Here is a 13,743-nt window from a genome sequence, read left to right on the forward strand (position 1 = left end):
CATCGGGATTTGTTTGCTGGCCGCCTACCTGCAACTCCAATTACTTTGGGTATATCGAGTGACATTTTTTAGTTGAAGCAGATCGCAAAATCAAATAGCCGCAATGATTTTGATTTCAACTTTATACTTCGGATTCATTAACTTAGCTTCGACCGTGCAGCGTACCGGTGCATTGCCATCCACCACCCAAGCATCCCACGCTGCATTCATTGCCGCGAAATCTGCTTTGTCGGCCAAAAAGATAGTCGCATCCAAAATACGGCCTTTATCTGAGCCAAGTTGATTCAGCATCATATCAATGGCTGCCAGTGTGTTTGCTGTCTGCGCAGTGGCGTCTGCATCCAGATTTTCTGGAACGCTGGTGTAATAGATTGTATTGTTGAATACAACTGCGTCTGACCACCGTTTTTCTGGATTAATACGCTCAATACTCATTTTCGCCCCTTTGTGTAAATGTCAATGACTATCAGGGTAGCATAGCTTGTCGCGAGAATGTGTGGTCGCGGGCTCTTAGGCTTGGCATAATCACCGCTGATTTCGCCCGGAAGAGAAAGTGTGACAGACGATTTTGCAACAGACGGCGCATTAGCGCAGGCCATTACAGGTTTTAATCCCCGAGAGTCTCAGCGCCAAATGGCGGCGGCCATCAGTGAATCTATTGATGCCAAACAACAACTTGTGGTTGAGGCCGGTACTGGTACCGGTAAAACATTTGCTTATTTGGCACCCGCATTACGGGCTGATTGCAAAGTCATTATCTCCACTGGCTCCAAAGCATTGCAGGATCAACTGTATTCCCGCGATTTGCCCACTGTCGCTACCGCCTTAAAATATAAAGGAAAGTTGGCGTTACTCAAAGGCCGATCAAACTACCTGTGTCTGGAGCGGCTTGAACAGCAATCACTGGCGGGCGGCGAGTTGGCCAGTGAAACATTAGTGGATTTAGTGCGCTTACGCGGCTGGTCGGCAGAAACCGTTGACGGGGATATCAGCACTTGTGGTGAGGTTGCAGAAGACAGTTTTGTCTGGCCGTTAGTGACTAGCACCAATGATAACTGTCTGGGGAGTGATTGCCCGCTGTATAAAGAGTGCTTTGTGGTGAAAGCTCGCCGCCGGGCGATGGATGCCGATGTGGTGGTAGTTAACCACCATTTATTCCTGGCGGATATGGTGGTGAAAGAGAGCGGCTTTGCCGAGCTTATCCCCACCGCCGATGTGATGATTTTCGATGAGGCCCATCAAATACCTGATATTGCCAGCCAATATTTCGGCCAGCAATTGACCAGCAGGCAACTGATGGATCTGGCGAAAGACATCATTATTGCTTATCGCACAGAAGTGCGTGACTCGGCGCAATTGCAAAAAAGTGCTGACCGGTTGACACAAAGTACCCAAGATTTTCGTTTGGTGCTGGGGGATCCCGGCTATCGCGGCAATCTGCGCGATGTGATGGAGCAACCCGCTATTCAACGGGCGCTGTTGTTGCTCGATGATGCGCTGGAACTGTGCTACGACGTGATGAAGCTTTCACTGGGGCGCAGCGCCATGTTGGATGCGGCCTTTGAGCGGGCGACGGTGTATCGCAACCGTCTGAAACGATTAAAAGATGTCACCACCCCCGGTTACAGTTATTGGTATGAATGTAATTCACGGCATTTTGTGCTGGCACTCACGCCACTGTCCGTTTCTGACCGCTTTCGCGAGTTAATCGAAGAAAAACCTGGAACCTGGATTTTCACCTCGGCCACTCTGTCGGTGAATGACCAATTATCACATTTCACTTCACGGCTGGGGCTGACCAACGCCAAGACGCTGTTGCTGCCCAGCCCATTTGACTACGCCAATCAAGCATTATTGTGTGTGCCGCGGAATTTGCCCTCCGCCAATGAGCCGGGGGCAGCACGCAAACTGGCTGTGATGCTAAAGCCTTTGATTGATGCTAACAAAGGGCGATGTTTCTTCCTGTGTACCTCGCACCAGATGATGCGTGGGTTGGCCGAAGAGTTCCGCGCCAGCATGACATTGCCGGTATTGGTGCAAGGGGAAACCAGCAAAGGGCAACTGCTGGCGCAGTTTGTGGCGGCAGGTAATGCGCTATTGGTGGCGACTAGCAGCTTTTGGGAAGGGGTCGATGTGCGCGGTGATGCCCTGTCTTGCGTTATTATCGACAAACTGCCATTTACCTCGCCGGATGACCCTTTGTTGAAAGCGCGCATTGAAGATTGCCGTCTGCGCGGCGGCGATCCGTTCAATGACGTGCAATTACCCGATGCAGTGATAACTCTGAAGCAAGGTGTCGGGCGTTTGATTCGTGATATTGATGATCGCGGTGTGCTGGTTATCTGCGATAACCGGCTGGTAATGCGCCCTTATGGCGCGATGTTCCTCAATAGTTTACCACCCGCACCCCGAACCCGTGATTTGGCGAAAGCTATCGCTTTTCTCAAGCAGCGCGATTGAGGGAAAAGCGAGGAGGGGTGTGCTATCATGCGCGCCCTGTGTTGAATTCATCTTCTTTTCCTGCCGAGGTTGGCATGTCCACGCGAATTTTAGCGATCGATACCGCAACAGAAGCTTGTTCTGTCGCACTCTGGAACAACGGCGAAGTTCAGGCCATATTTGAGCTTTGTCCACGAGAACATACCCAACGAATTTTACCGATGGTGCAGCAAGTGCTGGCGGAGTCGGGTTTATCACTGCAACAACTCGATGCACTGGCTTTTGGCCGCGGTCCTGGCAGTTTTACCGGTGTAAGAATTGGTATTGGGATTGGTCAGGGGCTGGCATTGGGCGCTGACTTACCGATGATTGGCGTTTCCACCTTGCAAACCATGGCTCAAGGGGCGTTTCGCTTGACGGGTAGCACCCGCGTCTTAGCGGCGATAGATGCGCGCATGGGCGAGGTTTATTGGGGCGAGTTTGAGCGCAATGACCAAGGGCAGTGGCTCGGTGACGCGAGTGAAGCGGTGATGACACCGCCACAAGCGCTGGAGCATGCTCAAGCCTTGAGTGGCACTTGGGCCACTGTGGGCACTGGCTGGCAGACGTATCCTGACCTGATTAGCGGCAGCGGTGTGGTGCTGACTGACGGCGAAATAACCTTGCCGCATGCTGAAGATATGTTGCCGCTGGCGTTATCATCATGGGCGAATGGGCAGGTTGTTCGTGTAGAAAATGCTGAGCCAGTCTACTTGCGCAATGAAGTGACCTGGAAAAAACTACCGGGCCGCTAGAACTAGCCAACATCGCGATAGCTTGAAATATTTAATAACTTATTATCCTGATTAGAGTCTAAAATATTAAGATAGCGATAGGATAAGGAGTGGCATGCTATGGTGATAAACACATCAATGACTCAATCTACCCAGAACAGAAGTCGTAAATGGAGCTGTGGTTGGCTAGGATTGGGCGCTTTGCTACTTTCCGGCTGTGTCACGATCCCACCGGCGATTCAGGGCACCACCGCGACACCGCAGCAAAATCTTAACTTGGTTCGGACTGATCCCAAGGCCTTTATTGGTCAGGAAGCACGTTTTGGCGGAACAGTGATCAATGTGACCAACGAAGCGCATCGCACCCGGCTTGAGATTGTCAGTGTACCGCTAGATTCGGGAGCCAGACCTATTTTGGGCGACCCTTCACAGGGCCGAGTCATTGCTTATGTGAATGGTTTCCTTGAGCCCGCCGATTTCCGTGGGCATCTTGTCACTGTTGTTGGGCCGATTACCGGTGTTGAAGCGGGTAAAATTGGCCAGACACCTTATAATTTCGTGGTAATGAATGCCACGGGTTATAAGCGTTGGCATATTGAACAGCAAGTGTTAATGCCACCTATGATGGACCCTTGGGGTTATCGTTACCCTGGAATGTGGGGGCCAGGATGGGGGGGGTGGTACAATCCGGGGCCAGCACCGATACAAACCATTGTGACGGAGTAGGGAGAATTCTCCATCACTGTTGGGCGATATATAGACCATAGGGTTAATCAAGAAGGGCGCTGAATTCAGCGCCCTTTTACATTTGCGGTAAGCTGCGGGTATGTAAAAGTTATTTATGATCAATTAGTTAGATTGGAGAATGTCATTAAATTAGTTTAACTAATTGATTTTAATGTTATTTTTTTGTCAGTCATTAACTGACTTGATTATTTTTATGATCTCAACGCCAGAAAATAGTGATGTATATCCCAACCTCAAAATTGTTTAAAAGCAAACTGGTAAGCTGAGTTAAAATATTGTTAAAGTTCTGGTGTAAATAAGTTTGCCAGCCTATCTGGTGACTAATAATAATTTCAGGAGCGCTACCTTGGAAAAAGTATGGCTAAAGCGATACCCGGCAGATGTCCCCGCAGAAATTGACCCGGATCGCTATTCTTCTTTGGTGGAAATGTTTGAGAATGCCGCGTTGCGTTATGCGGACCAACCTGCGTTCATCAATATGGGGGAGGTGATGACCTTCCGTAAGCTGGAAGAGCGTAGCCGTGCTTTCGCCGCCTATCTACAGCAAGGTCTGGGATTGCAAAAAGGCGATCGCGTTGCATTGATGATGCCCAACCTGCTGCAATATCCTATTGCTTTATTTGGTATTCTGCGTGCTGGCATGGTTGTGGTGAATGTTAATCCACTGTATACCCCACGAGAGCTAGAGCATCAGCTCAATGATAGTGGCGCAGTGGCTATTGTTATTGTTTCCAACTTTGCCCATACACTGGAAAAAATCGTGTTTAAGACCCAAGTTAAGCACGTTATTTTAACGCGTATGGGCGATCAGCTGTCGACGGCAAAAGGGACACTGGTCAATTTCGTGGTGAAATATATCAAGCGGCTGGTGCCGAAATACTATTTGCCTGATGCCATTTCATTCCGCACGGCATTACAGAAAGGCCGCCGGATGCAATATGTGAAGCCGGATGTCATCAATACAGATATGGCATTCTTGCAATATACCGGCGGTACAACTGGCGTGGCGAAAGGGGCGATGTTGACCCACCGTAACATGCAATCGAACCTGGAACAGGCCAAAGCGGCCTATGCCCCATTGTTACAACCGGGCCATGAGCTGGTGGTGACGGCGCTACCGCTCTATCACATTTTTGCGTTGACCATGAATTGCCTACTATTCATAGAACTGGGCGGCCGCAGTTTATTGATAACTAACCCGCGTGATATACCGGGCATGGTGAAAGAGCTCAGTCGCTACCCATTCACGGCGATGACCGGGGTGAACACATTATTTAATGCGCTGTTAAATAATGAGGAATTCACCCAATTAGACTTCTCCACTTTGCGCCTTTCTGTCGGCGGCGGGATGCCAGTACAGAAAGCCGTGGCTGAAAAGTGGGAAAATCTAACCGGGAAACATTTACTGGAAGGCTATGGTTTAACCGAGTGTTCGCCGTTAGTCACTGGCAACCCTTATGATTTGAAGCATTACAGCGGCAGTATCGGCCTGCCTGTGCCCTCTACCGATGTTCGGCTGGTTGATGATGAGGGTAACGATGTTGCTTTGGGGGAACCGGGCGAACTGTGGGTGCGTGGGCCTCAAGTTATGTTAGGCTATTGGCAGCGGCCCGAAGCGACCGATGAAGTCCTAAAACAGGGATGGCTGGCAACAGGTGATATCGCGACGATAGATGAACAAGGTTTCTTGCGAATTGTTGACCGCAAAAAGGATATGATTCTGGTTTCCGGTTTTAACGTCTACCCCAACGAGATTGAAGATGTGGTGGCGTTACATGCGAAAGTGTTGGAGTCTGCGGTTGTAGGGGTGCCTAATGAGGTCTCCGGTGAGACAGTAAAATTGTTTGTCGTGAAAAAAGATGTCTCATTGACGCAGGAAGAGTTGTTAACCCATTGCCGCCGCTACCTAACAGGGTATAAAGTACCGAAAATAGTAGAGTTCCGCGACGAGTTGCCGAAATCGAATGTCGGTAAAATTTTGCGTCGAGAACTGCGTGACGAACAGATTAAGGCCAAAGTCAGCGAACAAAACGCGGCTTAACTTAATGTGGGAGTCACTCCATCATCATCAACAACGCCGGTTATCACCGGCGTTGTTGTGTTTGCCATAGCACTAACGACTTATAGAGAATCATGTTTTGAATTATCAGTTGATCACGACCGACAGTGCCTTGCAGCAGGTCTGCGAACAAGCCCGAACACATGCCCATGTTGCGCTGGATACAGAGTTTGTCAGAACCCGCACCTACTACCCTCAGTTGGGCCTGATTCAACTGTATGACGGTGAACAACTTTCACTTATTGATCCTTTGCCCATTACGCAGTGGCAACCTTTCCGTGAGTTGCTCCAAGATTTGAATGTGGTGAAATATCTGCATGCGGGTAGTGAAGATCTCGAAGTATTCTTAAATGCCTTTGAAATAATGCCCACGCCGATGATTGATACTCAGATATTGGCTGCATTTTCTGGCCGCACGTTATCTTGCGGTTTTGCCATGCTGGTGAATGAGTTTGAAGGTGTCGAATTAGATAAAAGTGAATCTCGGACAGATTGGATTGCTCGGCCGTTAAGTGAAAAACAGTGTGACTATGCCGCTGCGGACGTATTTTATTTGTTGCCGTTGGCCGCTAAATTGGTTGAGGCGACTGAAGCTGCCGGGCGTATGGATGCAGCTATCGACGAATGTGAGCTGCTGTGCCGCCGTCGCAGTGAAACACTTGACCCTGAATTAGCTTATCGCGAAATCACCAATGCCTGGCAGTTGCGTGGCAGTCAGTTGGCTTGTCTGCAAAAGCTGGCGTCATGGCGCTTACGTCAAGCTCGTGAGCGCGATCTGGCGGTGAACTTTGTCGTTCGCGAAGAAAACCTATGGCAAGTCGCCCGTTATCAGCCAACCTCGCTGGGTGAGCTGGACTCACTAGGCTTAAGTGGGCAAGAGATTCGCTATCATGGCCGCACCTTACTGGCGCTGGTGGCTGAAGGTAATGCCGTCCCTGAGGATCAACTGCCGCCACCGGTTATTAATCTGATTGACCAGCCGGGTTACAAGAAAGTATTTAAAGATATTAAAGCACTTATTGCATCTGTTAGTGAGCGCAGTGGGCTAAGTAGTGAGTTACTGGCATCACGCCGCCAAATAAACCAATTACTCAGTTGGCATTGGAAATTGAAATTAACAGAGACTCAGCCTGAATTATTAAGTGGTTGGCGCGGTGAATTATTGTCGCCGGAATTGACTGAGATTTTACAGCAATATTAATGGATATTCAGGGTGGGGGAGACTTCACTCTGGGTGTTTGAGTTTTAATTTATCACTCGTTTATAAATAGCCCAAATAGAGAAGAAGAATGATCTTGTCTTGGTGGGTATATTTATAGTGGATGAATATAACGAGAGTGTGACTGGATATATATACAGTCAAATAAAAGAAACTACCCCTGTAAATAAATACAGGGGATAGTTATTGCGAAGACATCATTTAGGTGTTTCTTCCGTTTCCGGCAATGTCACGTTAAGTTCAAGCACCGAAATATCATCTCCTTTCTGCTCAAATTGCACATGCAGCATTTCAGGATCGATCTGAATATATTTACAAATAACCGCCAAAATATCGCGTTTCAAGTCAGGCAAATAATGGGGCTCACTGTCCCCACGACGACGCTCAGCGACGATAATTTGCAGCCGTTCCTTGGCTATATTGGCTGTCGGTTTTTTGCGGGACAGAAAAAAGTCTAACAAAGCCATGGTTTATCCCCCAAAAAGGCGTTTCAGGAAGCCCTTCTTCTCTTCTTCAATGAAGCGGAAGGGGCGTTCTTCTCCTAGCAAACGGTCAACGGTATCGTCATAAGCTTTACCGGCATCTGACTCTTTGTCCAGAATCACTGGCTCACCTTGGTTCGAGGCGCGCAGTACTGACTGATCTTCTGGAATAACGCCAACCAGTGGGATCCTCAGAATATCGAGGACATCTTCCATGCTAAGCATATCGCCGCGATTAACACGCCCTGGATTGTAGCGGGTCAACAGCAGATGTTCTTTAATTGGCTCCTGGCCTCTTTCAGCCCGGCGTGACTTGGATGACAATATCCCAAGGATACGGTCTGAGTCACGAACTGAGGAAACTTCAGGGTTAGTGGTGATGACGGCTTCGTCAGCAAAGTACAGCGCCATCAACGCGCCGCTTTCAATACCCGCTGGCGAGTCACACACTACGAACTCGAAATTCATTTCGCCAAGATCGTTTAAAATCTTTTCAACACCCTCTTTGGTCAGGGCGTCTTTGTCTCGGGTCTGAGAGGCGGGCAGAATATACAAATTATCTGTACGCTTATCTTTTATTAATGCTTGGTTCAAGGTGGCGTCACCTTGAATCACATTAACAAAATCGTAAACTACCCGGCGTTCACAGCCCATAATCAAATCCAGGTTCCGTAGACCGATATCGAAATCGATAACCACGGTTTTTTTACCTTTTTGGGCCAAGCCGGTTGCGATAGCCGCGCTTGATGTGGTCTTGCCAACGCCCCCTTTACCCGATGTAACAACAATAATGCGTGCCATGAAATGGATTCCTTGTCAAAAGGGCTTAATTTAAAGGTTGTATAGTTAATGCGTTATCCAGCAGATGCAAACGCGCAGCTTGACCAAAATAACCACTTGGGATCTGGTCACTCAACCAGTACTGCCCTGCGATAGAGACTAGTTCAGCACCCAGATGCGTGCAAAAAATCTGGCACTGCGCATCACCGGATGCACCTGCTAGCGCACGACCTCGCATCATTCCATAGATGTGAATATTGCCGTCGGCAATTAATTCAGCTCCGGCGCTGACACTACTGATAACAATCAAATCGCAATTACGGGCATAAATCTGTTGGCCGGAACGGACAGGCGTGTTGATAATTCGTGTCTTGGTAGGAACATTTTCCGGCGGGCTGATAACTGGCTCTGGTGCCACTTTCTGGCCTTTACCTTCGCTCAGTAACGGCAAACCTGCCCGTGCTATTGCACGTTTTTGACGTTCATCCTGACAACCACTGATGCCAACAATACGCAGACCCGCTGAAGTGACAGCCTGTTGGAGATCTTTCCAGTTAGCACCGTTAGGTAACGTTGCAACGTTAATCACAACAGGGGCGTTTTTCAGGAAAGCGGGCGCTTGATCTACCTTTTCCTGTAATGCCTGACGGATTACCTCCGGTCGTGAATCATGTAAATGAATGACCGATAGGGTAAAACTACTGCCTTTTAACTCAATTGGCGATTGTGACATCTATCCTGACTCAGTTTCAGCTGCGTTAATCCCCGAAATATCATCCGGGGTACAATATTCTGATGTTCCCAAGCATGTTATAGGTAATATAAAAAGAAATCTATCCGTATCAATATATTGAAACTATAACGCCATAATGACGCCGAACTTGCCAGAAATTACAGCATAACTTCTGCTTATTCGCTAGCCCCGACCAGCCTATATTTGGTGTATATCACTGCGGTGATTGAGTTGTGTATTTTTTCAGCAATAAAGTTGGCGTTATGTCAGTACGGCTGCGCCCATAAAAACCATTAATTTCTATCAAATGTGGTCATTTTTTTATCAAGTGAAGTTGTTTTTTATAAAATGAGGTAATGGTAGACCATTATTATGGCTTTTAAGATGGCGATAAAATGGGAAATGGAATGCGGCTATTATTGGTTCAGTGAAATACCGCGCAATATTATTTCGGAGCAATCTCACTCAATACTTTGTCAATCTGCGCACTATGCCGAGTAAATGGATGAGCCATAAAACGTAGGAGTTTTTTCTTTTACTATAAACGACATGAATCAATGTTATATTTAATGATTGTTTATTGAGAATGATAATTATTTTGTGATATTTTGTGCTTTCTGCATCAGCTAGTCTAAAGGAAGTCAATGATGAAAAGGAATTTCGTCCCACTATCATTTATCTGTGTTATTGCCCTATCAACCCCTTTTCATGCTGGGGCTGATTTTAGCTATCACGCTGAATTACCAAAAGATAGTCAGGTTTCTACCGATTACTTGGAAAAACGCAAAGCACTGAGGGGGGCGGTTCATGATGCTGAATCATGGCAACAGAAATTAGATGAGGAAAAAGCACGAATAGATGCTGATGTCGCCAGGGATGAAAAAGAAAAACAGATGAAATGCCAACGGCAAGAACATCAACCCCGCCCGCGAGTGGATAATGCCAGAAATTCCTATTTAACCCCCGATCCTTGTGCTGCCAGGATAGAGGTCAAGATCCCCGTCTATTGATATCTCAGATATGTGATATAGCCTGGCGTGTTATAATCATCAGCTATACCCGTCATACTTCAAGCTGCATGTGCGTTGGCCGCCTTCCTGCAACTCGAATTATTTAGGGTATATTACCCTTGAATTTATCGACTAGAGTCCAAAACATGCTTTGTGCTATCTACAGAAGCCCTAAACGGGATCAAACTTACCTTTATATTGAAAAGAAAGATGATTTTTCGAGAGTGCCTGCTGAGTTACTCGCCAGTTTTGGTCAACCGCAATTTGCGATGCTGCTTTCACTCAATGAGCGAAAAAGCTTGGCAACGGCGGATATCGAAAAAGTGAAGAACGCGCTCGTTGATCAGGGCTTTTATCTGCAAGTCCCGCCACCACCAGAAAGTTTGTTGAAAATGCATTTGGGTGAAACGAAAGCCTAGTTTTTTCGCTGGCGATGGCTTTATAAAGGAACGCGTCGATGAAATTGTCAATGATTACAGTCGCCATTGCGGCTGTAATATCTATGGGGTGTGCCAAAAAGAACACAGCTGCTCCAATGCAACCACAAGCTGCTGCATTGCAATCTGCACCGAGCCCAGCCGCTGCCGCCAACAGCAAAAAAATGTTATCCGAACAGGGGCGGGATCCGGCGCAATTTCCCGCTTATGTTGAAAAATTAAAATCTCAGGCCCGCGCGAAGGGGATCAGTGACGCCACGCTGGATATCGCTTTCGCCAATATTCATTTTGTTGACAGGGTTATTCAATCGGATCGTAACCAGTTAGAAAAAAAAGTCACATTGGATGACTACCTCGCCAAAGTTCTGACTCCGAGTAAAATAGCGCAGGGCAAAGAAATTTATCAGCGCTATCAGCCCCAGTTATCGCCCGTGGCTGCGCGCTATGGCGTGCCGGAACGTTACATTGTGGCACTGTGGGGAATGGAAAGTGGCTTTGGTAAAATTCAAGGTAAAGAAGATGTGATTTCGGCTTTGTCGACATTGGCATTTGAAGGGCGGCGCGAGGCATTTTTCACCAAAGAGCTGATGGCCGCACTGGAAATAATTCAACAAGGTCGCGTGGAAGATCCGCAATTGAAAGGGTCTTGGGCCGGAGCCATGGGGCAAAGCCAGTTTATGCCCAGTTCTTTCCTGACTTATGGGGCTGATGGTGATGGTGACGGGAAAGTCGATATTTGGAATAATATTGATGATGTGTTTGCTTCAACCGCTAACTATCTGTCTACTGAGGGATGGAAACCGGGCATGGAGTGGGGTCAGGAAGCTCAGTTGCCTGAGAGCTTTAATGTTGCACTTGCCGGTTTGAAAGATAGCCAAGCCAAGACAGTCGCACAATGGCAGCAGCTTGGCGTTATCCCTAAAGGCAGTGTGGCTAACCCTGATTTGCGTGCTTGGGTGATTGTGCCCGATGATGTACAAGGGCGAGCGTTTCTGGTTTATGATAATTTCCGAACCATAATGCACTGGAACCGTTCTTACTATTTTGCTATCAGCATTGGTATGATGGCGGATAGCATTAGTCAATAATGCCTGCGGTGTAGTGTCTATCAGGATATAAATTCAAGAGAGGCAGTATGTATCAACATAGAGACTGGCAAGGGGCTTTGCTGGATTTCCCAGTGAGTAAAGTGGTTTGCGTAGGCAGTAACTATGCCGAACATATTAAAGAGATGGGAAGTGTAGCCTCAGCCGAGCCAGTGCTATTTATGAAACCGGAAACAGCCCTGTGTGATATTCGCCAACCGGTCTCGATCCCGAAAGATTTAGGTGCTGTACACCATGAAGTTGAACTGGCTGTTTTGATCGGGACACCGTTAAAACAAGCCACTGAAGATAGAGTGGCTCGTGCTATTGCGGGTTATGGTGTGGCATTGGATTTAACCTTGCGTGAATTGCAGGCCGGTTTGAAGAAAGCGGGGCAGCCTTGGGAGAAAGCCAAAGCCTTTGATGGTTCGTGCCCGATTTCGGGTTTTATCCCTGTGGCCGAGTTTGGCGATGCACAACAGGTTGATTTATCCCTGACCATCAATGATGAAATCCGTCAACAGGGCAATACCCGCGATATGATAACGCCTATCATTCCATTGATAAGCTATATCAGTCGTTTCTTTACGTTGCGTCCTGGTGATGTTGTGTTGACTGGGACACCACAAGGTGTCGGCCCGATGAAGTCGGGTGATATGCTAAAAATTATGCTAAATGGTAAAACATTGAACACCCGCATAATCTAAGTGAATGTCTGCCGCTTGGGCCATTGCTCGGGCGGCAAAACTTGCATCTGGTAGCCAAAACGTCTATAAACACCCGCTCATTCAACTCTATATTTTTCAATTACAGCGGATACCGTTATGTCACAACCTCCTTTTTGGCAACAAAAAACACTTGCTGAGATGTCAGACAGTGAATGGGAATCACTGTGCGACGGATGCGGCCAATGTTGTTTGAATAAACTGATTGATGAGGACACGGATGAAATCTATTTCACCAATGTGGCCTGTGATCAGCTCAATCTCAAAACCTGTCAGTGCCGTAATTATGAGCGCCGCTTTGAATTAGAAGAGGATTGCATCAAGTTAACTCGCGAAAACTTGGTGACTTTTGAATGGCTGCCGCCTACCTGCGCATATCGCTTAATTGGCGAAGGTCATGATTTACCCCATTGGCACCCATTATTATCGGGTTCAAAATCCGCCATGCACGGTGAGCGAATTTCAGTACGTCATATTGCGGTGCGCGAGAGTGAAGTGATCGACTGGCAAGACCACATTTTGAATAAACCACAGTGGGCCAGATAACTCGTCACGATAAGCAGCCAAATATGGCATACTAGCGCCGAAATTTAACCAAGAAACTTAAAAAAATGAAATATTCTACTTTAGCCGCTGTTATCATCGGTATATTCACCACATTAGGTGGTGTTTCACATCAGGTTCAGGCCGCTGGGGCTTCATTAATTAATCTTGACTGCGAATTGAAAGAGGGCGGCAGCCTCTCTGCCGTATTGGATGGGCCGAATCAACAGCTGACCATCGATAAATCAGTATTTCAGTTTGTTAAAGTTAATCCGGAAGGTCAGGGTGAATCGCTGATCTTCCAGAAGTCGAATAACCAGGAACATGTTATTGCGGCTCTTAACATCTCCACCATGCCCATTCGTTTGGCGATTGTCGATGGTGAGCAAGCGAGCCAATATATTTGTACTCATAGCAAAGCGTAATACTGGGATAATAATCTGAAACAAGGCTGCCATAGGGCGGCCTTTTTTAGTTATGTCACGGGTAGATTAATTATTTGCTCCTTATTGGCAAGAAATAAAGAATCCAGATTCATCTGAAATGGAAAATTATGTTCAATTTCCCTTGATGAAATATTATAAAACTGTATAATTATTAATCGTATGAAGTTAAAGTATGACAGTATTTTTGTCTATCACAGTTAGTGGGTTACGGGATAAGATGTTTAACAGAAAAGCGCATTAAGGATATTTACAGTGTGTTTCTCTG

15 protein-coding genes are annotated in these 13,743 nt (G+C 47.1%); 11 read left to right on the forward strand and 4 right to left on the reverse strand.

The features are described from left to right. Positions 1-90 precede the first annotated feature (90 nt). Complete coding sequence (locus OP863_RS09200; protein WP_038633337.1) at positions 91-435, reverse strand: RidA family protein; 345 nt, start codon at positions 433-435, stop codon at positions 91-93. 120 nt (positions 436-555) lie between these two features. On the opposite strand from OP863_RS09200, the gene OP863_RS09205 reads away from it, so the two are divergent. The 5 genes from OP863_RS09205 to rnd all read left to right on the forward strand — a co-directional run bounded on the left by OP863_RS09205 (position 556) and on the right by rnd (position 7,219). Continuing rightward, positions 556-2,460: an ATP-dependent DNA helicase gene (locus tag OP863_RS09205; RefSeq protein WP_038633334.1), complete on the forward strand. Its 1,905-nt coding sequence runs from the start codon at positions 556-558 to the stop codon at positions 2,458-2,460. Positions 2,461-2,534: 74 nt separating this feature from the next. Beyond that, positions 2,535-3,233 carry a tRNA (adenosine(37)-N6)-threonylcarbamoyltransferase complex dimerization subunit type 1 TsaB gene (gene tsaB, locus OP863_RS09210; RefSeq protein WP_038639548.1) on the forward strand — a complete coding sequence of 233 codons (699 nt, stop codon included), beginning with the start codon at positions 2,535-2,537 and terminating at the stop codon, positions 3,231-3,233. Positions 3,234-3,332: 99 nt separating this feature from the next. Then, entirely contained in the window at positions 3,333-3,938 is a 606-nt protein-coding gene (locus tag OP863_RS09215; RefSeq protein ID WP_038633331.1) for a Slp family lipoprotein, read from the forward strand. 367 nt (positions 3,939-4,305) lie between these two features. Continuing rightward, positions 4,306-6,000: a long-chain-fatty-acid--CoA ligase FadD gene (gene fadD, locus OP863_RS09220; RefSeq protein ID WP_038633328.1), complete on the forward strand. Its 1,695-nt coding sequence runs from the start codon at positions 4,306-4,308 to the stop codon at positions 5,998-6,000. Between the two features lie 97 nt (positions 6,001-6,097). Further along, on the forward strand, positions 6,098-7,219 hold the full coding sequence (gene rnd / locus OP863_RS09225; protein WP_038633326.1) for a ribonuclease D: 1,122 nt from the start codon (positions 6,098-6,100) through the stop codon (positions 7,217-7,219). Positions 7,220-7,434: 215 nt separating this feature from the next. Here rnd and minE read toward each other — a convergent pair whose 3' ends face one another. Genes minE through minC form a run of 3 tightly spaced genes read right to left on the reverse strand, consistent with a single transcriptional unit; the run spans position 7,435 to position 9,232 of the window. Further along, positions 7,435-7,704: a cell division topological specificity factor MinE gene (gene minE / locus OP863_RS09230; protein ID WP_002211180.1), complete on the reverse strand. Its 270-nt coding sequence runs from the start codon at positions 7,702-7,704 to the stop codon at positions 7,435-7,437. Positions 7,705-7,707: 3 nt separating this feature from the next. Beyond that, complete coding sequence (gene minD / locus OP863_RS09235; RefSeq protein WP_004390679.1) at positions 7,708-8,520, reverse strand: septum site-determining protein MinD; 813 nt, start codon at positions 8,518-8,520, stop codon at positions 7,708-7,710. A 25-nt stretch (positions 8,521-8,545) separates the two neighbouring features. Beyond that, on the reverse strand, positions 8,546-9,232 hold the full coding sequence (gene minC / locus OP863_RS09240; protein ID WP_038633324.1) for a septum site-determining protein MinC: 687 nt from the start codon (positions 9,230-9,232) through the stop codon (positions 8,546-8,548). Between the two features lie 647 nt (positions 9,233-9,879). On the opposite strand from minC, the gene OP863_RS09245 reads away from it, so the two are divergent. The 6 genes from OP863_RS09245 (at position 9,880) to OP863_RS09270 (ending at position 13,457) form a co-directional block, all read left to right on the forward strand. After that, on the forward strand, positions 9,880-10,242 hold the full coding sequence (locus OP863_RS09245; RefSeq protein ID WP_265526253.1) for a hypothetical protein: 363 nt from the start codon (positions 9,880-9,882) through the stop codon (positions 10,240-10,242). Between the two features lie 146 nt (positions 10,243-10,388). Continuing rightward, complete coding sequence (locus OP863_RS09250) at positions 10,389-10,661, forward strand: YcgL domain-containing protein (RefSeq protein WP_004393529.1); 273 nt, start codon at positions 10,389-10,391, stop codon at positions 10,659-10,661. A 38-nt stretch (positions 10,662-10,699) separates the two neighbouring features. Beyond that, complete coding sequence (locus tag OP863_RS09255; protein ID WP_265526158.1) at positions 10,700-11,767, forward strand: lytic murein transglycosylase; 1,068 nt, start codon at positions 10,700-10,702, stop codon at positions 11,765-11,767. Between the two features lie 47 nt (positions 11,768-11,814). Further along, the gene (locus OP863_RS09260; protein WP_038633311.1) at positions 11,815-12,471 is read left to right on the forward strand and encodes a fumarylacetoacetate hydrolase family protein; all 657 of its coding nucleotides are present in this window, start codon (positions 11,815-11,817) and stop codon (positions 12,469-12,471) included. Between the two features lie 117 nt (positions 12,472-12,588). After that, positions 12,589-13,035, forward strand: a complete 447-nt coding sequence (locus OP863_RS09265) for a YcgN family cysteine cluster protein (protein WP_038633306.1) — start codon at positions 12,589-12,591, stop codon at positions 13,033-13,035. A 65-nt stretch (positions 13,036-13,100) separates the two neighbouring features. Continuing rightward, complete coding sequence (locus OP863_RS09270; protein WP_145588650.1) at positions 13,101-13,457, forward strand: hypothetical protein; 357 nt, start codon at positions 13,101-13,103, stop codon at positions 13,455-13,457. Positions 13,458-13,743: the final 286 nt, after the last annotated feature.

Source organism: Yersinia sp. SCPM-O-B-9106 (C-191), from assembly GCF_026183365.1.
Taxonomy (GTDB): Bacteria; Pseudomonadota; Gammaproteobacteria; order Enterobacterales; family Enterobacteriaceae; genus Yersinia; species Yersinia rochesterensis.

Bases quoted from the DNA above. Each gene is read 5' to 3' on its own strand.
- OP863_RS09200 (WP_038633337.1), bottom strand. From the start codon at position 435: ATGAGTATTGAGCGTATTAATCCAGAAAAACGGTGGTCAGACGCAGTT.
- tsaB (WP_038639548.1), top strand. From the start codon at position 2,535: ATGTCCACGCGAATTTTAGCGATCGATACCGCAACAGAAGCTTGTTCT.
- OP863_RS09215 (WP_038633331.1), top strand. From the start codon at position 3,333: ATGGTGATAAACACATCAATGACTCAATCTACCCAGAACAGAAGTCGT.
- minE (WP_002211180.1), bottom strand. From the start codon at position 7,704: ATGGCTTTGTTAGACTTTTTTCTGTCCCGCAAAAAACCGACAGCCAAT.
- minD (WP_004390679.1), bottom strand. From the start codon at position 8,520: ATGGCACGCATTATTGTTGTTACATCGGGTAAAGGGGGCGTTGGCAAG.
- minC (WP_038633324.1), bottom strand. From the start codon at position 9,232: ATGTCACAATCGCCAATTGAGTTAAAAGGCAGTAGTTTTACCCTATCG.
- OP863_RS09245 (WP_265526253.1), top strand. From the start codon at position 9,880: ATGAAAAGGAATTTCGTCCCACTATCATTTATCTGTGTTATTGCCCTA.
- OP863_RS09250 (WP_004393529.1), top strand. From the start codon at position 10,389: ATGCTTTGTGCTATCTACAGAAGCCCTAAACGGGATCAAACTTACCTT.
- OP863_RS09255 (WP_265526158.1), top strand. From the start codon at position 10,700: ATGAAATTGTCAATGATTACAGTCGCCATTGCGGCTGTAATATCTATG.
- OP863_RS09260 (WP_038633311.1), top strand. From the start codon at position 11,815: ATGTATCAACATAGAGACTGGCAAGGGGCTTTGCTGGATTTCCCAGTG.
- OP863_RS09265 (WP_038633306.1), top strand. From the start codon at position 12,589: ATGTCACAACCTCCTTTTTGGCAACAAAAAACACTTGCTGAGATGTCA.
- OP863_RS09270 (WP_145588650.1), top strand. From the start codon at position 13,101: ATGAAATATTCTACTTTAGCCGCTGTTATCATCGGTATATTCACCACA.